24 protein-coding genes and 2 tRNA genes are annotated in these 26,271 nt (G+C 53.2%); 10 read left to right on the top strand and 16 right to left on the bottom strand.

What is annotated here, in order from left to right; genetic code table 11:
- The first annotated feature begins 111 nt into the window (after positions 1-111).
- Together H3L95_RS02385 and H3L95_RS02380 are read left to right on the top strand one after the other, a co-directional pair.
- A complete protein-coding gene (locus tag H3L95_RS02385; RefSeq protein ID WP_003755313.1) occupies positions 112-1,020 on the top strand; it encodes a Dyp-type peroxidase in 909 nt (302 codons plus the stop codon).
- A gap of 158 nt (positions 1,021-1,178) precedes the next feature.
- A complete protein-coding gene (locus tag H3L95_RS02380) occupies positions 1,179-3,404 on the top strand; it encodes a DNA internalization-related competence protein ComEC/Rec2 (protein WP_040667839.1) in 2,226 nt (741 codons plus the stop codon).
- A 214-nt stretch (positions 3,405-3,618) separates the two neighbouring features.
- On the opposite strand, the gene H3L95_RS02375 is transcribed toward H3L95_RS02380, so the two are convergent.
- Both H3L95_RS02375 and H3L95_RS02370 read right to left on the bottom strand, forming a co-directional pair.
- Positions 3,619-3,846 (bottom strand): hypothetical protein, encoded by a 228-nt coding sequence (locus H3L95_RS02375; RefSeq protein WP_003763006.1) that lies wholly within the window; start codon positions 3,844-3,846, stop codon positions 3,619-3,621.
- Positions 3,847-3,928: 82 nt separating this feature from the next.
- Positions 3,929-4,132 carry a cold-shock protein gene (locus H3L95_RS02370; RefSeq protein ID WP_002217533.1) on the bottom strand — a complete coding sequence of 68 codons (204 nt, stop codon included), beginning with the start codon at positions 4,130-4,132 and terminating at the stop codon, positions 3,929-3,931.
- Positions 4,133-4,444: 312 nt separating this feature from the next.
- Here H3L95_RS02370 and clpS point away from each other — a divergent pair, with 312 nt between their 5' ends.
- Together clpS and clpA are read left to right on the top strand one after the other, a co-directional pair.
- Positions 4,445-4,756 (top strand): ATP-dependent Clp protease adapter ClpS, encoded by a 312-nt coding sequence (gene clpS, locus H3L95_RS02365; protein WP_003755322.1) that lies wholly within the window; start codon positions 4,445-4,447, stop codon positions 4,754-4,756.
- Between the two features lies 1 nt (position 4,757).
- On the top strand, positions 4,758-7,043 hold the full coding sequence (gene clpA, locus H3L95_RS02360; protein WP_003755325.1) for an ATP-dependent Clp protease ATP-binding subunit ClpA: 2,286 nt from the start codon (positions 4,758-4,760) through the stop codon (positions 7,041-7,043).
- A gap of 69 nt (positions 7,044-7,112) precedes the next feature.
- On the opposite strand, the gene xerD is transcribed toward clpA, so the two are convergent.
- The 10 genes from xerD to hisS all read right to left on the bottom strand — a co-directional run bounded on the left by xerD (position 7,113) and on the right by hisS (position 15,891).
- Positions 7,113-7,988, bottom strand: a complete 876-nt coding sequence (gene xerD / locus H3L95_RS02355; RefSeq protein ID WP_003755327.1) for a site-specific tyrosine recombinase XerD — start codon at positions 7,986-7,988, stop codon at positions 7,113-7,115.
- Between the two features lie 169 nt (positions 7,989-8,157).
- Positions 8,158-8,595: a peroxiredoxin gene (locus tag H3L95_RS02350; protein WP_003742666.1), complete on the bottom strand. Its 438-nt coding sequence runs from the start codon at positions 8,593-8,595 to the stop codon at positions 8,158-8,160.
- Between the two features lie 109 nt (positions 8,596-8,704).
- Positions 8,705-9,340, bottom strand: a complete 636-nt coding sequence (locus H3L95_RS02345) for a deoxynucleoside kinase (RefSeq protein WP_003742664.1) — start codon at positions 9,338-9,340, stop codon at positions 8,705-8,707.
- A gap of 222 nt (positions 9,341-9,562) precedes the next feature.
- The gene (folK, locus tag H3L95_RS02340; RefSeq protein WP_003755335.1) at positions 9,563-10,060 is read right to left on the bottom strand and encodes a 2-amino-4-hydroxy-6-hydroxymethyldihydropteridine diphosphokinase; all 498 of its coding nucleotides are present in this window, start codon (positions 10,058-10,060) and stop codon (positions 9,563-9,565) included.
- A gap of 15 nt (positions 10,061-10,075) precedes the next feature.
- On the bottom strand, positions 10,076-10,450 hold the full coding sequence (locus H3L95_RS02335) for a SirB2 family protein (protein ID WP_003755337.1): 375 nt from the start codon (positions 10,448-10,450) through the stop codon (positions 10,076-10,078).
- A 52-nt stretch (positions 10,451-10,502) separates the two neighbouring features.
- A complete protein-coding gene (gene mnmM / locus H3L95_RS02330; RefSeq protein WP_003755339.1) occupies positions 10,503-11,072 on the bottom strand; it encodes a tRNA 5-(aminomethyl)-2-thiouridylate-methyltransferase MnmM in 570 nt (189 codons plus the stop codon).
- Between the two features lie 90 nt (positions 11,073-11,162).
- Positions 11,163-11,453 (bottom strand): RNA chaperone Hfq, encoded by a 291-nt coding sequence (gene hfq / locus H3L95_RS02325; protein ID WP_003755341.1) that lies wholly within the window; start codon positions 11,451-11,453, stop codon positions 11,163-11,165.
- Positions 11,454-11,819: 366 nt separating this feature from the next.
- The gene (gene der / locus H3L95_RS02320) at positions 11,820-13,277 is read right to left on the bottom strand and encodes a ribosome biogenesis GTPase Der (protein WP_040667864.1); all 1,458 of its coding nucleotides are present in this window, start codon (positions 13,275-13,277) and stop codon (positions 11,820-11,822) included.
- 688 nt (positions 13,278-13,965) lie between these two features.
- A complete protein-coding gene (locus tag H3L95_RS02315) occupies positions 13,966-14,595 on the bottom strand; it encodes a YfgM family protein (RefSeq protein WP_003755348.1) in 630 nt (209 codons plus the stop codon).
- On the bottom strand, positions 14,596-15,891 hold the full coding sequence (hisS, locus tag H3L95_RS02310) for a histidine--tRNA ligase (RefSeq protein ID WP_003755350.1): 1,296 nt from the start codon (positions 15,889-15,891) through the stop codon (positions 14,596-14,598).
- Between the two features lie 408 nt (positions 15,892-16,299).
- Here hisS and trkA point away from each other — a divergent pair, with 408 nt between their 5' ends.
- Positions 16,300-17,712, top strand: a complete 1,413-nt coding sequence (gene trkA, locus H3L95_RS02305; protein WP_003755354.1) for a Trk system potassium transporter TrkA — start codon at positions 16,300-16,302, stop codon at positions 17,710-17,712.
- Positions 17,713-17,850: 138 nt separating this feature from the next.
- Entirely contained in the window at positions 17,851-18,576 is a 726-nt protein-coding gene (locus H3L95_RS02300; RefSeq protein WP_009311950.1) for an SIMPL domain-containing protein, read from the top strand.
- Between the two features lie 71 nt (positions 18,577-18,647).
- Here H3L95_RS02300 and panC read toward each other — a convergent pair whose 3' ends face one another.
- The 4 genes from panC to H3L95_RS02280 form a co-directional block, all read right to left on the bottom strand.
- Positions 18,648-19,484 (bottom strand): pantoate--beta-alanine ligase, encoded by an 837-nt coding sequence (gene panC / locus H3L95_RS02295; RefSeq protein WP_003755361.1) that lies wholly within the window; start codon positions 19,482-19,484, stop codon positions 18,648-18,650.
- Between the two features lie 170 nt (positions 19,485-19,654).
- On the bottom strand, positions 19,655-20,443 hold the full coding sequence (gene panB / locus H3L95_RS02290) for a 3-methyl-2-oxobutanoate hydroxymethyltransferase (RefSeq protein WP_016686423.1): 789 nt from the start codon (positions 20,441-20,443) through the stop codon (positions 19,655-19,657).
- Positions 20,444-20,575: 132 nt separating this feature from the next.
- Positions 20,576-20,651: transfer RNA gene (locus tag H3L95_RS02285), tRNA-Thr, on the bottom strand.
- A 36-nt stretch (positions 20,652-20,687) separates the two neighbouring features.
- Positions 20,688-20,763: transfer RNA gene (locus H3L95_RS02280), tRNA-Thr, on the bottom strand.
- A 242-nt stretch (positions 20,764-21,005) separates the two neighbouring features.
- Between H3L95_RS02280 and H3L95_RS02275 the strand changes: the two genes are divergently transcribed.
- The 4 genes from H3L95_RS02275 to H3L95_RS02260 all read left to right on the top strand — a co-directional run bounded on the left by H3L95_RS02275 (position 21,006) and on the right by H3L95_RS02260 (position 26,249).
- Positions 21,006-21,797: a polyamine aminopropyltransferase gene (locus tag H3L95_RS02275; RefSeq protein ID WP_003755365.1), complete on the top strand. Its 792-nt coding sequence runs from the start codon at positions 21,006-21,008 to the stop codon at positions 21,795-21,797.
- Positions 21,798-21,899: 102 nt separating this feature from the next.
- The gene (locus H3L95_RS02270) at positions 21,900-22,544 is read left to right on the top strand and encodes an alpha/beta hydrolase (protein WP_003755368.1); all 645 of its coding nucleotides are present in this window, start codon (positions 21,900-21,902) and stop codon (positions 22,542-22,544) included.
- 183 nt (positions 22,545-22,727) lie between these two features.
- A complete protein-coding gene (locus tag H3L95_RS02265; protein ID WP_040667867.1) occupies positions 22,728-24,482 on the top strand; it encodes a murein hydrolase activator EnvC family protein in 1,755 nt (584 codons plus the stop codon).
- Between the two features lie 264 nt (positions 24,483-24,746).
- Positions 24,747-26,249, top strand: coding sequence for a S41 family peptidase (locus H3L95_RS02260; protein ID WP_003755371.1), 1,503 nt, complete (start codon positions 24,747-24,749; stop codon positions 26,247-26,249).
- Positions 26,250-26,271 lie beyond the last annotated feature (22 nt).

Genomic DNA, 26,271 nt, shown 5'->3' with positions numbered 1-26,271 from the left:
AAAACACAAACGGCGGATTCTATCATATCCGCCCTTTCAGACGAGGTCGTCTGAAAACCTTAAGTGCTATAATACCGCCTGAAAAATCCAATAAACTGAAAAGGAAACACAATGCCCTGCCCGCAAACCGCCATCATCCCCGACCACGCCCAAGCCGGCATATTCATCGAAGCCGACATCCGCGACGGCCGCTACGACGACATCAAAACCGCCTGCCAAAGCTCGCTTGAAGCCTTGGAAAAACTCAAAACCCGCTTTCCCGAAGATATTTTAGGCATGACCATCGCCTTCGGCAGCGACGCATGGAAAGCGTTCGGACACGCAGAAGAAGGCAGCGAAATCAAGCCCTTCCCCGTCATGGGCAACGGTCTTGCCCCTGCGACCCAGCACGATATTTACATCCATATCCAAGCCTACCGCCAAAACGCCGCCTTCGCGCTCGCACAATCCGTCCTGTCCGAGTTCGGCGACAGCATCAGCATCGCCACCGAAGAACACGGCCTGCGCCTGTATGAAGACCGCGGACTGGACGGCTTTGTCGATGGCACTGAAAACCCGCAAGGCGATGAAAAAGTCCGCGAAGTCGCCATTATCCCCGAAGGCCGACCCGATGCCGGCGGCAGCTACGTCCTCCTGCAAAAATACCTGCACGACCTGAAAAAATGGGATGCCGTCCCCGTTGCCGAACAAGAAGCCAGCGTCGGCCGCAGCAAAGAAACGAATGAAGAATTCAGCAAAGACGTGCGCCTGCCCGATTCACATTTAGGCCGCGTCAACCTGAAAGAAAACGGCGTGGGTCTGAAAATCGTCCGCCGCAGCCTGCCCTTCGGCAAAATCAGCGGCGAACACGGCCTGATGTTTACCGCCTACTGCCACACCCTGCACAACATCGAAGTACAGCTTTTACATATGTTCGGCGATGCCGACGGCAAAACCGACCTGCTGCTCAAGCATCTTTCCACCGCCGTTTCCGGCGCATATTACTACGCCCCTTCGGTCGAGCGTTTGCAGGATTTGTAAAACCGCGTTGCCGATGTGAAATATTGAAGCCCTAAGACGAAAGGTCGTCTGAAAACTTGAGATTCAGGTTTTCAGACGACCTTTTTCATGACGTTTGTGGGAAATTCAATTATTATCCCCACCTAATTTCAAAACTAATAATAAAAAGGGAAACAGTTTTGCTGAAATATTATGGATTGCCGTTTTGGGCAGTCGGCGTCATTGCCTCGTTCGCTTTGCCGTCCGTACCGCATTGGGCTGCGTGGCTGGCGGCGGCATTGGTTTTGCTGGCGGCTTCACGGCGGTTTGCGGTGGCGGGAATGATGCTGTGCGTCCTGCTCGGCGCGGCTTACGGCGTGTTTCGGACGGAAGCGGCTTTGTCGGCGCAATGGCCGCTGAACGGGGCTTCGGAGTCGGTGTTGACGGTTGAAGTCGCGGATATGCCGCGCGGCGACGGGCGGCGGGTGCAGTTTGCGGCGAAGGCGTGGACGGAGGACGGGCGGCAGTTTGATTTATTGCTGTCGGATTATCAGAAACGCGATTGGGCGGTAGGCAGCCGCTGGAAGGTGTCGGCACGGCTCAAGCCGGTTATCGGCGAAGTGAACCTGCGCGGGTTGAACCGCGAGGCTTGGGCGTTGGCAAACGGTTTGGATGGTGCGGGTACCCTGGGCAAAGGCAGGAGCTTGGTTCGCGAGGGCGGCGGTGTCGGCTTGGCGGTGTGGCGCGATGCGGTCAGCCGCCGTTGGCAGGCTGTCGAGGCGGACAGCCCGGATTTTTCGGACGGTATCGGTCTGATGCGGGCTTTGAGCATAGGCGAACAATCGGCGTTGAGGCCCGAACTGTGGCAGGCGTTCCGACCTTTGGGCTTGACGCACTTGGTCAGCATTTCGGGGCTGCACGTTACGATGGTGGCGGTGTTGGCGGGTTGGCTGGTCAAACTAATTTTCAGACGACTGTCTTGGATACCGGCAAAACCGCGCGTGTGGATTTTGGCGGGCGGCGCGGCAGGGGCTTTGTTTTATGCGCTGCTGGCGGGTTTTTCCGTGCCGACGCAGCGCAGTGTTTTGATGTTGGCGGCGTTTGCCTGGGCTTGGTGGCGCGGCAGTCTGTCTTCGGGCTGGACGGCATGGTGGCAGGCTTTGGCGGTGGTGGTGTTGATTGATCCATTGGCGGTTTTGGGTGTTGGCACTTGGCTATCGTTCGGCTTGGTTGCCGCCTTGATTTGGGCTTCGGCAGGTCGTCTGAAAGAACGCGGCTGGCGTTTGGCTGTACGCGGACAATGGGCGGCGACGGTTTTGTCAGTGGTACTGCTGGGCTATATTTTTGCGTCGTTGCCCATCATCAGCCCTTTGGTCAATGCGGCGATGATTCCTTGGTTTTCTTGGGTATTGACGCCTTTGGCGCTGCTGGGGTCGGTGTTGCCGTTCGCACCTTTGCAATGGGCGGCGGCAGGTTTGGCAGAATACACTTTGCGCGGCTTGGTTTGGCTGGCGGAGGTGTCGCCCGAATTTGCCGTAGCCGCCGCGCCTGTGCCGCTGTTGGTTTTGGCTTTTGCGGCGGCTTTGCTGTGGCTGTTGCCGCGCGGACTGGGTCTGCGGCCTTGGGCGTGTTTGGTGTTGGCTGGATTTGTGTTTTACCGCCCCGACCGTTTGGACGACGGGTTGGCGCGAATTACCGTGATGGATGCGGGACAGGGTTTGTCGGTGTTGGTACAAACGCGCAGCCGCAACCTGCTGTTTGACACGGGTACGGTGCAGGCGGCGCAAACAGGTATCGTGCCAAGCCTGAACGCCATGGGCGTGCGCCGTTTGGACACGCTGATTCTGTCGCATCACGACAGCGACCACGACGGCGGGTTGGACGCCGTTTCCGATATTGAAATCGGCGAAACGCTGGCGGGACAGCCTGAGTTTTATCCGAACGCAAAATTTTGCGCCGAAGCACAATGGCAATGGGACGGCGTGAATTTCGAGTTATTGAGGTCGTCTGAAAACCCGGTCGGCGAAGACAATGACCGAAGCTGCGTCTTGCGCGTCGTTTCCGACGGGCAGGCATTGCTGGTTACGGGCGATTTGGGCGTCAAAGGCGAAGCGGGGCTGGTAGAACGCTACGGCAGCTCGCTGTACAGCCAGATTTTGATATTGGGACACCACGGCAGCAATACGGCTTCATCCGGCGGTTTCCTCAACACGGTCGCCCCCAAATACGCCGTCGCCTCCAGCGGCTACGCCAATGCTTACAAACACCCCACTCCCGCCGTCCAAACCCGCGTCCGCGCACACGGCGCGACTTTGTTGCGGACGGATTTGTCGGGTGCATTGGTATTTGAGCTGGGCGGCGATGAAGTCTTTAAAGGTCGTCTGAAAAAGGATAAGTTTTATTGGCAGAAAAAGCCGTTTGAGTAAACGTATTTGCCGAATGATAGAAACAGGTTTTCAGACGACCCCAAAGCCTCTATGCCGTAAAAATATAGTTATCCTTGCTTTATGTGAATCCAGTTGTGGATATATCGGATTAACGGTTGATACTAAAAGGAAAAATAAGACTGCCCAAAAAACAGGCAGGGGCGAAATAGAGATTTCAGACGACCTTCATCACGCGTTTGTGCATTATCCGTCTTCATTTACCGTCGCCCAAATGGCGGCGGTAAAACCGGTCAATATCCGCTATCGCTTTTTCATCATTCGGCCTCAAATCGATTTTCAAATCGGCAAGCCGTATCAGCATCAGGTCTTCTTGTTCCGCCACCGCGCAGCTGACTTCCCCGCTGCTGCGAAGATGCGCGATGAGTTCGTCCAACTGCCGCAGGGCGTTTTCGTAGGCGGCGTTTTGTTTGTCTTCTGCCATATGGATTCCGTTTCTCATAGACAATAAAAAATGGCGGGGAATCAATCCCGCCATTATTCTACGGCATAAGCCGCACGTTTAATTAAGCAGCCTGAATGTTAGCAGCTTGTTTGCCTTTAGGGCCGGTGGTTACGTCGAAAGACACGCGTTGGCCTTCTTTCAGGGTTTTGAAACCTTCCATGTTGATCGCTGAGAAGTGAGCGAACAGATCTTCGCCGCCTTCGTCAGGAGTGATGAAACCAAAACCTTTAGCGTCGTTAAACCATTTTACGATACCGGTTGCCATTAGAAACTTCCTATACTTAAAAATTAACAAAATCAGCAAAATAAGGCATACAGCAAACTTAAACGTTCAGCGTTTCTCCCTAGCTTTATATACTTGGTCGAGTGCCGGCTTCTGCTTAACCGTCTTTTTACATTTGTTAAGCCAAAACGTCAAGCCATACAAGGGAAAAAGTGCGAAAATGGAGGAAACCGACCAAAATACAACAGAAATCGAAATAAACCTTATAATCACTATATTTATAGATTCATTTGATATCAAACCTTTCACAAGGTCGTCTGAAAACAAATCCTCTTCCACAAAGCCAAAATATTTATGAACAACCCAAACACACATCACGAATCCGATACACTTTTAAGCGACCAAAAAACCGCCCCGCCGAAACGTTACGGCGTATTTTTGCTGAACGACGATTACACCACGATGGAATTTGTCGTCGAAATCCTGACCGAAATCTTCATGCTCGGACAGGAGCAGGCGGTGGCGGTGATGCTGTTGGTTCATCACGAAGGCAAAGGCTTGTGCGGCACTTACACACGGGACATCGCCCAAACCAAGCAGCAGCAGGTCATGCAGCGGGCAAAAGCCGAAGGGCATCCGCTGCAATGTATTGTCGAGGAGATTTAATATGCTTTCACCCGAATTGGAACAGATTTTGCAGCAGCTTTACCGCGAAGCGCGTAAGGCTCATTATGAATTCATCAGCCTCGAGCATCTGCTTTTGGTGTTAATCGAAGAAGACGCCTCCGTCCCCAACGTCCTCAAGCTCTGCGGCGCGGATTTAAAAGTGTTATCCGAACAACTCGCCGCCAGCGTTGCCGAAAATACCCCGCAGATTCCCGACCACCTTTTAGATACGGTCGAAACCCAGCCCACGCTCGGCTTCCAGCGCGTCATCCAGCGGGCGATGGTGCATACCCAATCCGCAGGCAAAGGCTTGGTCGAGCCTTTGGACGTTTTGGTGGCGCTGATGAGCGAAACCGACAGCCATGCCGTCTATTTCCTCAAACTGCAATCGGTTACGCGTTTTGAAGTTTTGCGCTGCATTGCCCACGGCGCAACCGAAGACGACGAACACAAAGGCTTTTCAGACGACCCCGACAATGATTCAGACGACCCCGTTGAATCGAAAAGCGGCTCGCTGTCGGACTACACCGTCAACCTCAACGCCGAAGTCAAAGCCGGCCGCATCGACCCCTTAATCGGCAGAAAACACGAAATGGAACGGCTGGTACAAATCCTGTGCCGTCGCCGCAAAAACAATCCGCTTTTGGTCGGCGAAGCAGGCGTGGGCAAAACCGTGCTGGCGGAAGGCTTGGCGCATCAAATCGTCAACGGCGACATTCCCGACGCGCTCAAAGATGCCGAAGTGTACGCGCTGGATATGGGCTCGCTTTTGGCGGGCACGAAATACCGCGGCGACTTTGAAGCGCGGATCAAATCCATATTGAAACAGCTCGAAAAAATCCCGCACGCCATTTTGTTTATCGACGAAATCCATACCATCATCGGCGCGGGCAGCACCAGCGGCGGCACGATGGACGCGTCCAACCTGCTCAAACCCGCGCTGGCGAAAGGCTCGCTGCGCTGCATCGGCGCGACCACCTACGACGAATACCGCACCATTTTCGACAAAGACCACGCCTTAAGCCGCCGCTTCCAAAAAATCGACGTGGTCGAGCCCACCGTTGCCGAAACCGTGCAAATTCTGCGCGGCTTGAAACCGATGTTCGAAGGCTTCCACCAAGTCCGCTACACGCAAGGCGCACTCGAAGCCGCCGCCGAACTCTCCGCCCGCTACATCAACGAGCGTTTCCTGCCCGACAAAGCCATCGACGTAATGGACGAAGCAGGCGCGGCGCAACGGATTCTGCCCAAATCCAAACAGAAAAAAGTCATCGGCAAAGCGCAAATCGAAACCGTCATCGCCAAAGTCGCGCGGATTCCCGAAAAAACCGTGTCAAACGACGACAAACAAGTGCTGCAATTCCTCGGCCGCGATTTGAAAAACATGGTTTACGGTCAAGAAAACGCCATCGACGCGCTGGTTGCCGCCGTCAAAATGTCGCGCTCCGGCCTCGCCCTGCCCGACAAACCGATAGGCAGCTTCCTCTTCTCCGGCCCGACCGGCGTCGGCAAAACCGAAGTCGCCAAACAGCTTGCCTATTCGATGGGCGTACCGCTGCAACGCTTCGATATGTCCGAATACATGGAGCCCCACGCCGTATCGCGCCTCATCGGCGCGCCACCGGGCTACGTCGGCTTCGACCAAGGCGGCCTTTTGACCGAAGCCGCCAACAAACATCCGCACTGCGTATTGCTCTTGGACGAAATCGAAAAAGCCCATCCCGACATTTTCAACGTCCTCCTGCAAGTCATGGACGCAGGCAAACTGACCGACAACAACGGCAAGAGCGCCGATTTCCGCAACGTCATCCTGATTATGACCACCAACGCAGGCGCGGAAAGCCTCAGCCGCCCCAGCCTCGGCTTTACCGCCAAGCGCGAACGCGGCGACGAAATGCAGGCGATCAACAAACTCTTCACGCCCGAGTTCCGCAACCGCTTGGACGCAATTATCCCGTTTGCCCCATTGTCCGAACCCGTCATCGCCAAAGTCGTGGACAAATTCCTGCTCCAGCTCGAACACCAGCTCCTCGACAAAAAAGTCGAAGCCGAATTCACGCCGGCATTGCGCAAGTATTTGGCGGAAAAAGGTTTCGACCCGCAAATGGGCGCACGCCCGATGCACCGCCTGATTCAGGAAAAAATCCGCAAACCGCTCGCCGACGAACTCCTGTTCGGCAAACTCGCCGACGGCGGCTTCGTGCGGATAGACTGGGATGCGGCGAAAGAAGAAGCCGTGTTGAAATTCAAGAAAAACAAAGCCAAACCTGAAGCAGCAGCGGTTTGACGGATAAAGGCAAAAGGTCGTCTGAAAACGAGATTTCTGTTTTCAGACGACCTTTTTCAATGGAATCGTTTAATTTCGCGAATGATGTTCGTCAACGATGTTTTTCAGGCGGATGTTGGCGACGTGGGTGTAGATTTGGGTGGTGTTGATGTTGGCGTGTCCGAGCATGAGTTGTACAGCGCGCAAATCGACGCCGTGATTGACGAGGTGGGTGGCGAAGGCGTGGCGCAGGCCGTGCGGGCTGAGCGAGGTAATGCCGGCGGCTTCGGCGTAGTTTTTGACAATCATCCACGCGAGTTGGCGGGAGATGCCGCTGCGTTTTTGGCTGACGAAGACTTCGTCGCAGATTTTGTTTTTGAGCAGTAGCGGGCGCGATTCGGCGCAATAGCGTTCGACCCAGTAAACGGCTTCTTCGCCCATAGGCACGATACGCAGTTTGTCGCCTTTGCCTATGGTGCGGATGCAGCCTCGGTTGAGGTCGAGGTCGCCCAGTTGGAGCTTGACGGCTTCGGTTACGCGCAGACCTGTGGCGTACATGACTTCAAGCAGGGCTTTGTCGCGCAGGCCGTGCGGCGTGTCGGTATCGGGCGCGGCGAGCAGGTTTTCGATTTGCGCTTCGGTAATCAGGGTGGGCAGCTTTTGCGTCTGTTTCGGGGCTTTGAGGAAACGGGTCGGGTTGTCCGTCCGCCGCTCGGTCTCTTCCAACCAGGCGTATAGGCGTTTGCAGGCGGACAAGGCGCGCGCCTGCGAGCTGTGCTTTTCGTCCGCCGCATAGACGGCATCCGCCAAATCGGCGGCTTCGGCATCCAGCCAAGTATGCCCGCCCGCTTCCAAGCGCGCGGCGATTTTTTCCAAATCGCGGCGGTAGCCTTGCAAAGTGTTATGGCTGAGACGGTCTTGCAGCCACAGGGATTCGAGCAGTTTGTCTATGAGTTCGTCGGTCATGAGGTTTTACGGGTAGTCCGAAGATGGGGGATCGTGGATCGAATATGAATCAGGACAAGCCAACCCTGCCCTGATTGACGTCCATTATAAAAGGTCGTCTGAAAATGAAAACCTGCTTGGGCAGAGCCCGCCATGTTCGTTTTCAGACGACCTTTTGCTGTATTACGGCTTATCGGGACAGCGTTTCCAACACTTCCTGCGCGTGTCCGGCGACTTTGACTTTGCGCCATTCGTGGATGATTTCGCCGTTTGCGTCCAATACGAATGTGCTGCGTTCAATACCCAAAGACTCTTTGCCGTAGAGCTTTTTCAACTTGATCACGTCAAACATTTTGCACACGGTTTCGTCTTTGTCGCTCAACAATTCAAAATTGAAACCTTGTTTGGCACAGAAATTCTGATGCGATTTCACGCCGTCGCGCGAGATGCCGACGACGGTATAGCCGAGTTCTTTGAATTGCGGCAAACGGGCGTTGAAATCCAAGCCTTCGGTGGTGCAGCCGGGCGTGCTGTCTTTGGGGTAGAAATAAACAATCAACGGCAGATGTTCGGCAGAATCGAAGTCATTGCCACTGCTTGAGGGCAAAGTGAATCGGTATTGGGTCATGATGTCTCCTTTCAGACGACCTAAGACGGAAACGTAGTAGCGGGCAAGGAAATAAAATGAATCCCCAACATAGCCGCTTCGGCGTTTCACCACAATCTTGCAAACTGCGTCAGCGTTCGCTCAAATTCAGATAATTGCGCGTTCCCTGCAAATCGTTCAGCGCATTGAGCAACAGTTGGAAATGTTCGTCATTGCCTTGCAAGTCCAACTCGTCAGCATTGACGGTCAGCAACGGGGAATTTTGATAAAGGTGGAAAAACTGGCTGTATCCCTCGTGTATCCGCCCCAAATAGCCTTCGGGGAAAAGATTGATGATGCCGTCGCCGCGTTTTTGCAGGCGTTTGCGGTTGCCGTCCACAGCGGTTTGCAGGTAGATCACCAAATCGGGCGCGGGATACTGCGGCAGGATTTTTTGTTTCAAATCGGCGAAGAGCTGCTGCTCGTCTTCATTCAACACGACCGGCGTGAAAATCCGGTCTTTTTCCAACAGGAAATCGGCGACCACCATGCCGCCTTGTGCATATTCGTTTTTGATGATGTCCACGCTTTCGGCGCGGCGCATCAGGAAAAAAAGCTCGGTTGCCAAGCCGTGATGAGAGGCGTTGGCGTAAAACTTCATGAGGAAGGGGTTGTGTTCGGGGTTTTCCGCCAGCGACAGCGCGCTGAAATGTTCTGCAAGGCGGCGGCTCAAGGCGTTTTTCCCGCTGCCGATGGAGCCTTCGACGACAATATAACGGTAGTTCATGGTTTGATTAATGATTTTGTTTTGATATTTTGGAAAGGTGGCATTTTATCAGACCGACGGAGTTTGCCCAAACCTGCCGCCGTCCTTCTTGAAAGGTCGTCTGAAAAAGGAAACTGCCAAGCCATTTTCCTTTTCAGACGACCTTTTGAACCGAGCTAGCTTCAAATAAAAACTTTGACACGCGATTGAAGCAAACAGATGTTTTTATTTCACCGTCTTGCTTCAAACGGCTTCTTCTAACAGGCGTATCCCTTCCTCGCCCAAAGCAGCCGCCAAATCCGCCACCCGTCCGTGTCCGCCCAAAACAAAATCGGGCAGGATTTCAGCAAGCGGCTTCATCACAAAGCTGCGTTCGTGCGCGCGCGGATGCGGCAGGGTTAGATGCGGGTCGTCGCTGGAGATGCCGTCAAAATCGATGATGTCCAGATCCAATGTGCGCGGGGCGTTTCGGAACGTGCGTTCCCGCCCGAAATCCGCCTCGATGCGGTTCAACACGGCAAGCAGCGAAACGCCGTCCAATGAAGTGCGGACGGAACAAACGGCGTTGACGAAATCAGGCTGATCGTCGTAGCCGACCGGCGCGGTTACGTACAGCGAGGAAGTTTTTTCGATTTGAATCTGCGGATGCGCCTCCATCGCGGACAAGGCGGCACGGACTTGGCGGGCGGGTTCGGCAAGGTTGCTACCCAAGGCGATGACGGCAAAATGGGTTTGCGGCATGTTCAGACGACCTATTTAAAACGGCAGCGTTTTGGTTTTGGCAAGATAGACAATGCAGCCGACACAAGCCATTGCCAAAACATAAACGGTATAAAACTTCGGCGAACGCGGACGGGCGCGCATCATGACCATGCCCAAGCTGATGTAAACCAGCAGCAGCAGAATTTTGCTGCCGAGCCACGGCGAATTGAAGGGCGAAAAGTGGGTAATCTTCATCAGCCACAAGCCGGTAAAGAGCAGCATGGTGTCGTTGAGATGGGGAAGGGCTTTCCAGATACCCGCCAAAGGTTTATCGGGATGCCGCCAAAGCAGGAAAAAGCGGATATTGAACACCAAAATGGTGATGGTGACGAAAATCTGATGGCTGTATTTTACAAACAGATATTGCATAGCGGTCGCACGTTATTGTTTTTGAAAGAAGCGCCTATTCTACCCCAAACATTCATTCTTGACGTAACTTTTCAAACGCCAACAAATACGGCGGGCAGTTGCGGCGGTTGATAAAACCATAACGCAAAACGGCAAATTCATCCTGCGGCAACCGCTGCGCCCAATCTTCGATTGCCTGCGCTTCATGCCGCCCCGCCTCATGCCCCGGATACAGCACGGCAACCGCCACCCCGCCCGTTTTCAGCAGCGATAAGGCGGATGCCAACGCGCGGATACTGGTTGCCGCTTTTGTCGTACAGCTTTTATCGCCGCCAGGCAGCCAGCCGAAATTGAATACCGCCGCGTCCAGCGGTTCGCGGATGTGGGTGGCTAGATTTTCATGTCCGTCCAATATCAGCTCCACCCTATCCGCCATGCCGGCTTCTTCCAAGCGCATTCGGGTGTTTGCCAATGCCTGCTCTTGAATATCAAACGCCCACACTTTCCCGCCTCTACCGACCGAACGCGCCAGCATCAGCGTATCATTGCCGTTTCCCGCCGTACCGTCCAAAGCGCGGGCATCGGGTTTTAAGGCTTGTTTGAGAAGCGAGTGTGCAAAAGGGAGGATGTTTTCGAGCTGCATAAGATGAAACCGTACAGGGGTCGTCTGAAAATAAAAATACCTTACCGGCCAAGCGGTAAGGTATCAGAATCGATTAATGCGTTACATACATTATTCGGCAGGTTGTTGCACGGTCTCAACTTGAACCGGGGCAGCCGCAGCGGCTTGGGGTTTGTTCTCGTGTTGCAGGCTTACGGCACGGGCAGGAACGATCGTTGAGATGGCGTGTTTATAAACCATTTGGGTAACGGAAGTATTACGCAGCAGAACGACGTATTGGTCAAACGACTCGACTTGGCCTTGCAGTTTGATACCGTTGACCAGATAAATCGAAACCGGAACGTGCTCTTTACGCAACGCATTCAAAAAAGGATCTTGTAACATTTGTCCTTTAGCTGTCATATTCTAAGCTCCATTATTATGATTTTGAAATCGTTTTGAAAACGAACATGAGTCGGATTGTAGACCCGAACGAGAAAAATTACCAACTATTTTTCCGTAAGAATATGCAAACCTCTATCAAACGACGGGCTTTCCAACGATTTTTTACACGAATGTGTTATACAAATCATTTTAATACAAACGATTTTTACAATAGGGAGCAGGTTGGCAGATTTGGATTTTCAGACGACCTTACTATCAGATAAAACATTTTTATTACAATACCTTAGCTAAAATCTTTAAGAGGATTCACCTCCAACCGCCCTACTCGTCCCGACTGCAATCTAAAAGGGGCATGCTCGCGGTGTACCCCTTGTTCCGTCAGATTTATTTGCTGTGCTGTTTTTTCACGCTGACTTTGATTTTCTTTTTAAAACGGTTTTTCTCTTTCTTGCGGCCTTCACGTTTTTCGATGCGGTTGCTCAGGCTGACGCGGCGCAGCGGTTTTTTCTTCGGTTTGTCTTCCGCATTTTCATACGGGTTTTCCGAAACATTGTATTGAATCCGCAGCGGCGTGCCTTGCAGGTTGAAGGCTTTACGGAAGGTCTGGGTCAGGTAGCGCGTATAGCTGTCGGAAATCGCGTGCAGCGAATTGCCGTGTACCACAATTACGGGCGGATTCATGCCGCCTTGGTGGGCATAGCGCATTTTCGGGCGCACCAAACCTGCGCGCGGCGGCTGTTGGCGTTCGATGGCGCTTTGCAGGACGCGGGTGATTTTCGGCGTCGGCATCTTGATCATGGCGGCGTTGTAGGCTGCCTGAATGCTGTCGAACAATCCGTCGATACCGCGTTCTTTCAATGCGGAAATGAAGTGGAACTTGGCAAAATCGAGGAAATACAGTTTGCGGGAAATGTCGCGTTTGATCTGCTCGCGGCGCTCTTCGCTGATGCCGTCCCATTTATTGACGGCAACCACCAGCGCGCGTCCTGCCTCCAAGGCGAAACCGGCAATCGTGGCATCTTGGTCGGCGATGTCCTGCTGCGCATCCAACACCAAAACGGCAACGTTTGCCGCCTCAACCGCCTGCATCGCTTTGATAACGGAGAACTTTTCCACCGCCTCATCGACTTTGCCGCGACGGCGCACGCCTGCGGTATCGATGATGGTAAACGGTTTGCCTTCGCGTTCGAAATCAATGTGGATACTGTCGCGCGTCGTGCCCGCCATATCGAAGGCAATCACGCGCTCTTCTCCGAGAATGGCGTTAACCAGTGTGGATTTGCCGACATTCGGACGACCGATAACGGCAAAAACAGGATGTTTTACATCGGCTTCTTCGGCTTCAGGCTCAGGGAATTTTTCTAAAATTTCTTCGATTAAGTAATACACGCCGTCGCCGTGTGCGCCGGAAATAACGTGCGGCTCGCCCAATGCCAGCTCGTAAAACTCGGCGGCAAGCACGGCTCTGTTGCCGCCCTCGCCTTTGTTTACCGCCAGATAAACGGGGCGCGGGCTTTGGCGCAGGCGGTCGGCGATAATTTTGTCTTGCGGGGTCAGACCGGTGCGACCGTCCACCAAGAACACGACGGCGTCGGCCTCATCGACAGCCTGAAAAGTCTGCTTCGCCATTTCGTGCAAAATGCCGCTGTCCACAACCGGCTCAAAGCCGCCGGTATCGATGACGAGATAAGGTTTGCTGCCGATTTTGCCGTGTCCGTAATGGCGGTCGCGGGTCAGGCCGGGCAGGTCGTGTACAAGCGCGTCTTTGGTGCGCGTCAGGCGGTTGAACAAGGTGGATTTGCCGACGTTCGGGCGTCCGACAAGGGCGATGGTAGGTTTCATGATGGGGTCTTTCTGTGTCAAGTGTCGGTTCGGAAGCGAACCTGCAACACAAGCAGGTGTTTTCAAAACACGGTAGGTTAAAAAAGATAAGGGGTCGTCTGAAAATAGATTCAACAGCAACAATGGCTTGAGCTGGAATTTCCGTCCCATACAGCCATCTTCGACTTGGGGAACTTGCCTGCGCTTATCAACTTCAAATATGGTATGGCGAGTTTCATCCGATCATAGTTAATGGATTTTACGCAATGAAAAAGATCATCTTAACATCACTATGCATTTTTCTCCCTGTGAATTTCGGTATTGGCTTATTGTTCGGCGTTTATCAAACAGACCGACCACTCAAAATCATAGTCTCATTAATTATCAGCACGCTCTTTTATATCGTACCTATGTATTTTCTACTCAAACGCAAAGCCAAATAATCTGCCTTTTCAGACGACCTGTTCGGCGAATCTTGTCCCCGCATAATACATATTCAAACAAAAGGTCGTCTGAAAATATAGTGGATAAAATTGCAATGATACGGCGTTGCCAACGCCCTTATGCACTACCCGTACACGGCGGGCGTTGCCGCCTTGTCTCATTTTTATTTTAATCCACTATATAAAGTGGAACACAATTAAAACAGACAAGGCTTGCCGGAAAGATTCCGACAAGCCGCATACGTCTTTCAATTTTTCAGACGACCTTATTTTTGCGAATCCAGCTTCATTTGCAGCAATTCGCGTTCGATGGCGTCTTTAGGCAGCTTTTCCAAAGCCTGCTGATAGCTTTGCGCGGCTTCTTTGGTTTTGTTTTGCGCGGCATAAACATCGCCTTTCGCTTCCAAAAGCAGCGGCTCGAAATCGGCTTCAACTTTCGTATTCAAAGCTGCAATCGCGGCATCGTATTTTTTCTGCTGCAACAGGACGATGCCCAAACGCTGCGCCGCCAATGCTTGAACCAGCGGGGCTTTTTGGTTTTTCAACACCCAGTTCAGATGACCTTCCGCCACATCGTAACGGCGGGCATCATACTCGGTCGCAGCCGCCATCAGCGTCGCTTGCGCGGCGGCAATGGAGTCCGGATAATTTTGCTGGAGGTTGGTCAAATCGGCATTCACTTCGGCTTGCGAGGCTTTTGCCTGCATTTTATCGACGATTTTCGCCAATACTTCGGCAGCTTCCTGACTTTGCGAAGCTTTATGGCTCTTATACATGGTATAGCCCAAATAACCCAACGCCGCCGCGATCAGCAGGGCAAACAGCCATCGGCCGGTACTTTTCCAAAAGTATTTAAAATTGTCTAATTCTTGTTGTTCTTCGAGATGGGCTGCCATTTATGCGTTCTTCCATTGTTGTAAAGTGTGAATTAAATCGTCGGCGGCAACGGTTTGCTGACCGTGTGCGCCGTTCATGTCTTTAAACGTAACCATACCGTTCGCCAATTCGTCTTGCGCAACAATCAGAGCAAAGCGCGCGCCGCTGTTGTCGGCTTTTTTCATTTGTGCTTTCAGGCTTTGATAGCCGGAATGCTGCATCACGTTGAAACCTTGTGCGCGTAAGGTCTGCGCGTATTTCATCACTTGCAAATCCGCACCCTCGCCCTGATGCATGGCGTACACGTCAGGCGCGGCATTGACTTCCAGCGAACCGTATTCGCTAACCAGCAGCAGCAGCCGCTCGATACCCATTGCAAAACCGATGGACGGCGCAGGCTTGCCGCCGAGTTCTTCAATCAAACCGTCGTAACGGCCGCCGCCGCACACCGTCGCCTGCGCGCCGAGTTTGTCAGTCGTCCATTCAAAAACGGTTTGGTTGTAATAATCCAAGCCTCGCACCAGCCGCGGGTTTTCGACGTATTGGATGCCCAAGCCTTCCAGCATGGCTTTGAAACGGCTGTAATGATTGCGCGATTCCTCGCCCAGATAATCGGTCAAATGCGGCGCGGCATTGCAGATTTCCTGCAAATCGGGATTTTTGGAATCCAAAACGCGCAACGGATTGGTTTTCAGACGACGTTTGCTGTCTTCGTCCAATTTGTCTTCATGACGGGTCAGATATTCGACCAAAGCCGCACGGTGCGCCGCACGTTCTTCGCGATTACCCAAACTGTTGATTTCCAAAGTCAGGTAATCGCGGATGCCCAGCTTATCCCACAAATCCGCCGACATGGCGATGATTTCCGCGTCGATGTCCGGACCTTCAAAACCCAACGCCTCGATACCAACTTGATGAAACTGGCGGTAGCGTCCTTTTTGCGGACGCTCGCGGCGGAACATCGGCCCCATGTACCACAGCTTTTGCGGGCTGTTGTACAACAGATTGTGTTCGACCACCGCACGCAGGCAGGATGCCGTACCTTCCGGCCGCAGGCTCAGGCTCAAAGAGTCATTGGAATCGGAAAAAGTGTACATTTCCTTACCGACCACATCGGTTTCTTCGCCGATGGAGCGGACAAACAAACCCGTCTGCTCGACAATCGGCGTACGGATTTGCTGATAACCATAAGCACGCGTCCAGCGGCCGACCACATCTTCAAATGCCTGCCAAAACGCAGCGGTCAACTTGAAATCTTTTTGTTCGACGGGCAAAAGGTCGTTCATGCCTTTGACGGATTGGATTTTTTGTGCCATTTCAAATAGGGATACCGTAATCAAAATAGTCGGCAATTATAGCTGATTTTTAAGGAGTTGTGAGGTTTCGGCAATGAAGGATTTAGACTAAAAGGTCGTCTGAAAACCAGTGTGGCGATTTTTCAGACGACCCCATATATTCCAAGCAGCCGAAATACGGCGAGGATGACATTGTAGCCTTTTTATTTTGTTTTATAGTGGATTCACTTTAAACCAGTACGACGTTAAACCAGTACGACGTTGCCTCGCCTTAGCTCAAAGAGAACGATTCTCTAAGGTGCTGAAGCACCAAGTGAATCGGTTCCGTACTATCTGTACTGTCTGCGGCTTCGTCGCCTTGTCCTGATTTAAATTTAATCCACTATACTATACAATCCCATCATCCTTACCCAACCACCCGCCCAAACCGTGAAAATCCTCATCCTCGGCAGCGGACAGGTCGGCTCGACCGTCGCGCAAAACCTCGCCTCCGTTTCCAGCAACGACGTTACCGTTATCGACATCGACGAAAAAGCCCTACAACACATCGGCAGCCGCCTCGACGTCCAAACCATACTCGGCAACGGCGCATCCCCGTTTATCCTCGAACAGGCGGGCGCGGCAGATTCCGACCTCCTGCTCGCCCTGACCCGCAGCGACGAAACCAACATTGTCGCCTGCAAAATCGCCGCCGACCTCTTTAATATCCCCAGCCGCATCGCCCGCGTCCGTTCCAGCGAATATCTGGAATACCCCTACCCCGAAAACGACGATACGGAAAACGGCAGCCTTACCGTCTTCGACATCACCGAAACCATCAGTCCCGAACAGCTCGTTACCGAACAGCTCGTCGGGCTGCTCAGCTACACTAGCGCATTGCAGGTATTAAGATTTGCCGGCGACAAAGTCCGCATGGTCATCGTACAGGCGCGTAAAGGCGGGCTACTCGTCAACCGCGAAATCGCCGACATCAACCAACACCTCCCCGAAGGCGCGGACTGCCAAATCTGCGCCATATACCGCAACAACCGCCTCATCGTCCCCACGCCGCAAACCGTCATCATCGAAGGCGACGAGGTACTTTTTGCCGCCGACATCAGCAGCGTCAACATCATCATGCGCGAACTGCGCCCCAAAGAAGCGCGCACCCGCCGCATCATGATTGCCGGCGGCGGCAACATCGGCTACCGCCTCGCCAAGCAGCTCGAATCCAAATACGACATCAAAATCGTCGAACACAACCCCCGCCGCGCCGAGTGGCTCGCCGAAAACCTCGACAACACCCTCGTCCTGCAAGGCAGCGCCACCGATGAAACGCTGCTGGACGAAGAATACATCGACGAAATCGACGTATTCTGCGCCCTGACCAACGACGACGAAAACAACATCATGTCCAGCCTGTTGGCGAAAAACCTCGGTGCAAAACGCGTCGTCACCATCGTCAACCGCTCCAGCTACGTCGATTTGCTCGAAGGCAACAAAATCGACATCGTCGTGTCGCCGCACCTCATCACCATCGGCTCCATCCTCGCCCATATCCGCCGAGGCGACATCGTTGCCGTCCACCCCCTCAGACGCGGCAGCGCGGAAGCCATCGAAGTCGTCGTCCACGGCGACAAAAACACTTCCGCCATCGTCGGTAGGCGCATCAGCGGCATCAAATGGCCGGGCGACTGCTACATCGCCGCCATCGTCCGCGCCGAAACGGGTGAAGTCATCATGGGACACCACACCGACACCATTGTCCAAGACGGCGACCACATCATCTTCTTCGTCTCCCGCCGCCGCGTCCTGCCCGAACTCGAAAAACTCATCCAAGTCAAAATGGGCTTTTTCGGCTGAGACCGTCAGAGGTCGTCTGAAAACCTGTTGCAGCAAAGACAGAACTTGTTCAACTTCATTGAAGCCGCGCTTTCAGACGACCCAACACAAATTATCCAATATCATCCGTTTCCACATCCGATACCAAAAGGAAAATCCATGTTACGCCCCATCCTTGCCGCCCTCGTTCTCGCAACCGCCCTGCCCGCCGCAGCCGAAACCGACACCCTTCATTACAACATGATCGAATTTGCCGAGTCCGCCAATCTCGAAATAACCCGCGACACCATGACCGCCTACTTCAGCATTGCTTCCGAAGGCAAAGACCGCGCTACGGTGAACAAAGCGTTTCAGAAAAAATTCAACGACTTCAACAAAGCCGTACAAAACAACAAACTCCAAACCGAAATCCTCAACCGCAGCGCCAGCCCGCGCTATGAATACAACAACAACGGCAAACGCATCCAAACAGGCTGGGAAGAAGAAGCCGTGTTCAAAGTCGAAAGCAAAGACTTTGACGCCATCAACCGCCTGATTGACGAAACGTTGCAAACTGCCACGCTCAACCGCATCGGCTTCAGCATATCCAAAGAAAAACGCGAAGCCGCCGTCGATCAAGTCAGCAAAGCCGCCATCCTGCGCTTCAAAGACCGCGCGCAAGACTTGGCGAAAACGCTCGGTTTTTCCAACTACAAAATCGTCAAACTCAATTTAGGCCACATCGGCAACCGTTCCATAGACAACGGTTTCGCCCGCGCCAAAATGATGAATGCCGAAGCCGCTATGTTCAAGCGTTCGGCAAGCGACGAAAACAACGCTATCCAAGCCCCTTCTCCCGGCTCAGAAGAAATCAGCATTACAGTCAACGGCTTGGTGCAGATGTAAAACGCTTCCCAAACAAAAAGGTCGTCTGAAACCCAAACCGGTTTTCAGACGACCTTTCTCTATTCCAACAATCAAGCCAAGCTGACTTCCAAGTTGTCAATCAGACGCGTCGTTCCCAAGCGGGCGGCGGCGAGGACGACGAGGGCTTTGTCACCGGTGCGTGCGACGGCGAGGCTTTCGGCATGGCGGATTTCGACGTAATCGACCACCCAGCCCGCTTCGGTCAGGCGGCGGACGGTTTCTGTTTCCAGACCGACGTAATCGAGATTGCCGTTTTTGAGTTCGGCGGCGACGCGCTGCAATTCGCGGTACAGACGCGGGGCTTCGGCGCGTTCGGCTTCACTGAGGTATTGGTTGCGGCTGGAAAGCGCGAGTCCGTCGGGAGCGCGGCCGGTATCGACGGGAACGATGTCGATATTGAAATTCAGGTCTTCGACAAAGCCTTTGATAATTGCCAACTGCTGATAGTCTTTTTTGCCGAAACAGGCGGTATCGGGTTGGACGATGTTGAACAGTTTGCTGACGACAGTGGCGACACCGCGGAAATGCCCGGGGCGGAATTTGCCGCACAATTCGTTTTGGAGGTTGGGCGGCTCGACGTTGAAACGTTGTTCGACATTGGGATACAGCTCTTTTTCGTCGGGCGCGAACACGACGGCTACGCCTTCGTTGGCGAGTTTGTCGGCGTCTTGTTGCAAGGTGCGCGGGTATTTGTCGAAATCCTCGCCCTGTCCGAATTGCAGGCGGTTGACGAATATGCTGACGACGACGTTGTCGGCGCGTTTTTTGGCTTCGCGAACGAGGGCGAGATGGCCTTCGTGCAGATTGCCCATAGTCGGTACAAAGGCAACGCTGCCTGCGTTTTTGCGCCATTCGCGTAATTCTTTAATGGTATGAATGATTTGCATGGTGGAAAATGTCCTTTATCTTTTTCGGGATTGCGGCGCTCAGCCGCTGTATTTTGTCAGCCCGAAAATCACGCGCCGATTATACGCTGGGAACACGGACAAACAAAGGTCGTCTGAAATTCGGTTTTCACGATGAAAACCTTTTCAGACGACCTTTTCAGTTGAGGGTATCAAGCAAACGAATGTTCCGCAGCGGGAAAGGTTTTGGCTTTGACTTCATGGACATACGCTTCAACGGCAGCTTGGACGCTGTCTTTGCCCTGCATGAAGTTTTTGACGAATTTGGCGGTTTTACCCGGAAAAATGCCGAGCATATCGTGCATGACTAAAACTTGTCCGTCGCAATCCACACCTGCACCGATACCAATGGTCGGGCAAGAGACGGTTTCGGTTACTTTTTTCGCCAATTCCGCCGGCACGCATTCCATCAACACGATGGCGGCACCCGCTTGGTCGTGTGCTTTCGCATCTGCCAACAAGGCTTCCGCCTTATCGCCCCGCCCCTGCACTTTATATCCGCCAAATGCAAACACGGACTGCGGGGTCAAGCCGATATGGGCGCAGACGGGAATGCCGCGCATTTGCAGGAATTCGGTGGTTTCCGCCATCCAAACGCCGCCTTCGAGTTTGACCATATGCGCGCCTGCCGCCATCAGTTCGGCAGCGGCGGCAAACGCCTGTTCTTTACTCTGCTGATACGCACCAAAAGGCAAGTCGCTGACAATCATCGCGTTTTCCGTACCGCGTGCGACGTTTTCGGTGTGGTAACACATATCGCGCAGGCTGACGGGCAGCGTGGATTTGCGCCCCTGCACGGTCATGCCCAAGGAATCGCCCACCAGCAAGACATCAACGCCGGCGTTATCCATCAACGCGGCAAAGCTGGATTCATAGGCGGTCAGCATGGCGATTTTTTCGCCTTCTGCCTTCATCTTTTGCAGTGTGTTCACAGTAATCATTAGAATGTGTTCCGCCTTTTTCAGACGACCTTTTAGATTAAAACGGGCTATTATAGTGAAATGCCTGCCACCCTGCCACCCGAACGGCAAACGCAAAACAGCCCGATTGCTCTTACAATCGGGCTGTTTGATTGGTGCCGGCACCAAGAGTCGAACTCGGGACCCCCTGATTACAAGTCAGGTGCTCTACCAACTGAGCTATACCGGCTTACTGAAATACCTTGCGGCACCTTCAGCGATAAACTGGTGCCGGCACCAAGAGTCGAACTCGGGACCCCCTGATTACAAGTCAGGTGCTCTACCAACTGAGCTATACCGGCAAAGAAGCCGAATTATGCCGTTAACTGCCCCGCTTGGCAAGAGCCTGTCGTCCACAAAGTAAATTTTTATAAAAAATATCTGATTTAAAAAGAAATTTATTTCAAGCGTAATGATTACCCCATATATGAACCAAGCCGCTCAGGCATATAACCGAAAGGTCGTCTGAAAAACACCCGCACAAAAAGCATTTCAGACGACACTCTGATAAAATACCCCCCTTTCCCCTCCATCCGTCCACATCATGCCACGACACCCCTACCGCCGCCTGCGCCCCGCCAAGTCCGACCTGCCCGAAGTCGGCATTTCAGAAGAAGGCAACATCCGCTCGCTGCATCTGGGCAGCGACACCATCCAAAGCTCGATGAACCTCGACCATCCCGCCGAACTGGTTTTGTCGTACAGCCGCGCGATGATGGGCTGGCTTCTGTTTGCGGAAGAAACGCCGAAACACATCACCCAAATCGGCTTGGGCGGCGGCTCGTTCGCACGCTGGATAGACAGCTACCTGCCCGACACCAAACAAACCGCCGTGGACATCAACCCGCAGGTCATCGCCGTCGCCCGCAGCCTGTTCGAGCTGCCGTTTGAAGGGGAAAACTTTGAAATCGTCGAAGCGGACGGCGCGGAATACATCAAAGTGTTCCGCCACAATACCGACGTGATTTTGGTGGACGGCTTCGACGGCGAACAAATCATCGACGCGCTGGTGGAAGAACCTTTCTTCCAAGACTGCCGCCACGCCCTCTCGCCTGACGGCGTGTTCGTCACCAACTGGTGGAGCGGCGACAAACGCTACCAACGCTTTATCGAACGCCTGCTCAACGTCTTCGAAGGCCGCGTGCTGGAACTGCCCGCCGAAAGCCACGGCAATATGGCGGTGATGGCGTTCCAAAGCAGTCCGAAAGAGCAAAACCTCGACAAGCTGAAAAAACGCGCGGAAAAATTAAGCGGACAATACGGCTTGGATTTCAAACGGATGTTGAACGATTTGAAAGCAAACAACCCCAACAACGGCAAACATTTTTATCTGTGAGATGAACAGGTCGTCTGAAAACCCAAATACAGATTGGGCGACGGCAACACCTGATAAAGCAATAAACCGTCCTCACAGCACACACAAAATAAAGGAAAACCCATGTTAAAACCTGACATCATCCAAATATCCGGCCCTGTCGGCCTGCTCGAAACCATCTTCCTGCCTGCCGCGCAAACACCTGCACGCGGTGTGGCAGCCATCAACCATCCCAACCCGCTGCAAGGTGGCACGAACACCAACAAAGTCATCCAAACCGCCGCCAAAGCCTTATCGCAACTCGGTTTCCACTGCTACCTGCCGAACCTGCGCGGCGTAGGCAACAGCGAAGGCACACACGATTACGGACGCGGCGAAACGCAAGACTGTATCGCCGTCATCGACTATGCCCGCGCGCAACACCCCGAAGCCGAACTGTTCGCATTGGCAGGTTTCTCCTTCGGCGGCTATGTCGCCACCTTCGCCGCCCAAGAGCGCGAACCGGATTTGTTGCTGCTTATCGGCGCGGCAGTACACCACTACACCGACCGCCCCGAACCTTCAGCCGTCCCTGACATTACCAAAACCCTGATGATTCATGGCGCAGAAGACGAAGTCGTTGAAATCAGCAAGGCTTGGACATGGGCGGAACCGCAAGGTTTGCCGGTTATCACCATCGCCGGCTCATCCCATTTCTTCCACGGCAAACTCATCGTCCTGCGCGATACCATCGCCCGATTCGTGCCGTCGGTTTTACAACAAAAATAAACGGAGCATCATATTAAATAATATGATGCCAAACCTTGCCGTGCAGCTTGTCCATACTGAATCCAATATGACAAACAACACAGCATGACCGCCGTTTTAATTGCCTAAACAATATTTTCAGACGACCCCGCTGACTATATAATTCCGCCTATTGCCTTTATTTTAATGATCCAGAATCCAATCATGCGTTACAAACCTCTTTTACTCGCCCTGCTCATCGGTTTCGCTTCGCCTTCTTTCGCCGCCAAAGACGCGCCTAAGGAAAAGGCTGCGCCTGTCAAAAAAAGCGTCAAAGACAAAAAAGACGCCGAACCTGCTAAAAAAGAAGCTGCCAAAGACAAAGCGAAACCTGCCGCGAAAAACGCTAAGGACAAGGCAGATGACAAGCCCGTAGCCAAAAGCAAAAAGGAAACTGCCGAAGTGGCGAAAAACGAGCGTGCCAAAGAACGCAGAAACGACAAAGAAACCAAAAAACAAGATAAAGCCGACAAAAACAAAAAAGGTGAAGCCAAAGCGGAAGAGAAGGCAGGCAAAGCCGTTCCCGCAAAAACCGAGCCTGTAAAAGGCAAAGACAAAGCGGCAGACAAACCCGCAGCCAAAAACAATGTAAAGGCAAAAAAAGAAGCCGCCGAGCTGCCTAAAAAAGACGAAGCAGCGGCAAAACAGGACAGAAAAACCGTCGAGAAAAAAACGGACAAAGCCGATAAGAAAACCGCTGCCGCCGATTCAGACGACTTCAAAGCCGCAGTGACCGCCGCCGCCAATGATTTGGAAAGCAAAAAATCGCTGCGCAGCCGCAACGAGGGTTTCATCGTCCACGTCAATACCACGTTGAAACAGTTGCAGCAAAGCCGTATCAACCTGTCTGCCATCAACCGCCAACAGCGCGACGCATGGGACAAGTTTCAAAAGCTCAATGCTGATTTGAACCACCTGAAAACTCAGGTTTCCAATACGCGCGCGCAAATTTCCCGTTTCGTTTCAGGCAACTATAAAAACAGCCAACCCAACGCCGTTGCCCTGTTCCTGAAAAATGCCGAGCCGGGTCAGAAAACCCGCTTCCTGCGTTACACCCGCTATATCAACACCGCCAACGATCAAGTCATCAAAGACCTTGAGAAGCAGCAAAAAGAGCTGGCAGCGCAAGAGCAGAAAATCAACAACGAACTGGCATACCTGAAAAAACTTCAGGTCAACATCCAGTCCTCGCTGCGTCGCCAAGGTGTAACCAACACTGCCGAACAGGCGGAAAGCCGCCGCCAAAACGCGCAGATGGCAAAAGAGGCGCAGAAAAAAATCAACCACAAAGAAAACGAACAACGCCTGAACAATCTGTTGAAAGACTTGGAAAAGCGTAAAGCCGAGCAACGCCGCCAGGAAGCCGAAGCGCGTAAAAAAGCCGCCGAGGCCCGTCTTGCCGCCGCTGAAAAAGCGCGCAAAGACCGCGCCGTCGCCGCGCAAAAAGCTGCCGACGAACGCGCCGCCATGTCCAACCTGACTGCAGAAGACATGAACATCCGCGCGCCTTCCTACGTCAGAATCAGCAATGCCAACAGCTTCAGCCGTATGCAGGGTCGTCTGAAAAAACCGGTCAGCGGCACGCTTGCCGGACTCTTCGGACAAGACCGCGGCGACGGTGAAGTTTGGAAAGGCGTGTTCTACCAAACGACTCCGGCAATCGTCAGCAGCATCGCCGGCGGTACGGTTACCTACGCCGATGAACTGGAAGGTTTCGGCAAAGTCATCGTCATCGATCACGGCGACGGCTATATCAGCATCTATTCAGGTTTGAGCGAAATCGAAGTCGCCAAAGGCTACGCCGTAGCCGCTGGCAACCGCCTGGGCATCAGCGGAACCCTGCCTTCGGGCATGGAAGGCCTGTATTTGGAAGTCCGCTACAACGGGCAGGCAATGAACCCGCTCTCCTGGATAAGCTGACCTGCAAACCGGTTTGACATTTTCAGACGACTTTTTGCCGTATCACGGGGTCGTCTGAAATTTAACAACCCGACCCGACGGCCCTATATTCAAAAGCTTTTACACCCGCGCAGATATTTTTTACGCTAACCCTGTTGTTTAACAAGCGTAAATCGCATACAGTCTTGCGAATGTATATTCAGGTCGTCTGAAGCAATATTTCCCACCCCGTTTCACAGTCATTACGGTCTGAAATGAAATAAGACAAAAAGAAAGCCATTCATAATGTCAACATCCACTTTGAAAAAAGTCGCACTCTACACACTCGGCGCATTCAGCGGTGTCGCCCTCAGCTTGAGCGTTCAAAGCTTTGCCGCCGAAAAAGACAAAAAAGACAACGAAACCCTGCCCGTACAATCCATCCGCAACATGGCGGAAGTCTACGGGCAAATCAAAGCCAATTATTACCAAGACAAATCCGACGCCGACCTCTTTGAAGGCGCGATGAAAGGCATGGTATCCGACCTCGACCCGCATTCCGAGTATATGGATAAAAAAGGCTATGCCGACATGAAGGAATCCACCAGCGGCGAATTCGGCGGCTTGGGTATGGAAATCGGTCAGGAAGACGGCTTTATCAAAGTCATCGCCCCGATTGAAGATACGCCCGCCGAGCGTGCAGGCGTGAAAAGCGGCGACTTCATCGCCAAAATCGACAACGTTTCCACACGCGGCCTGACCACCAGCGAAGCCGTGAAAAAAATGCGCGGCAAACCGGGTACCAAAATCACCCTGACCCTTTCGCGCAAAAACGTGGACAAACCCATCGTCGTCAACCTGACCCGCGCCATCATCAAAGTCAAAAGCGTCCGCCACCACCTGCTCGAGCCGAACTACGGCTACATCCGCGTATCCCAATTCCAAGAGCGCACCGTAGCGGGCATCAACGAAGCCGCCAAAGCCCTGATTAAGGCAAACAAAGGCGCGCCGCTCAAAGGCATCATCCTTGACCTGCGCGACGACCCGGGCGGTCTGCTTGACGGTGCGGTCGGTGTCTCTGCCGCCTTCCTGCCCGCAGACGCAAAAGTCGTCAGCACCAAAGGACGCGACGGCAAAGAGGGCATGGTATTGAAAGCCCGTCCCGAAGACTACATCCGCACGAGCGGCAGAGACCCGCTGGCAGATCTCCCCGCCGAGTTGAAAACCATCCCGATGACCGTGTTGATTAACTCAGGTTCCGCTTCCGCCTCCGAAATTGTCGCCGGCGCGCTGCAAGACCACAAACGCGCCGTCGTCGTCGGTACGCAAAGTTTCGGCAAAGGCTCGGTTCAAACCCTGATTCCGCTGTCCAACGGCAGCGCAGTCAAACTGACCACCGCGCTGTACTACACGCCGAACGACCGTTCAATTCAAGCGCAAGGCATCGTCCCAGACGTCGAAGTCAAAGACAAAGACCGCGCCTTTGAAAGCCGCGAAGCCGACCTCGCCGGACACATCGGCAACCCGCTCGGCGGCGAAGACGTCAACAGCAGCAACGAAATCAGCACGCCTGATTCAAACGAAACCGCCAAAGCCGACGAAAACGCCAAGTCCAAAAAAGGCAAGGACAAAGATAAAGACGAAGACCTCTCCAGCCGTCGTATTCCTAATCCAGCCAAAGACGACCAGCTCCGCAAAGCCTTGGATTTGGTGAAAAATCCAGCCGAATGGCAGAAGTCTTTAGGTTTGGCGGCGAAAAAACCGGCTCCGAAAAAAGACAAGAAAGACGGTAAAGACGAAAGCAAATAAGCTCAGTCCGAATCCTTGAAAA

Origin of the sequence: Neisseria sicca, from assembly GCF_014054945.1 — a bacterium.
GTDB lineage: Bacteria > Pseudomonadota > Gammaproteobacteria > Burkholderiales > Neisseriaceae > Neisseria > Neisseria sicca.
The sequence above is the reverse complement of the archived record's forward strand: the minus strand, read 5'-3'. Positions and strand labels throughout refer to the sequence as shown.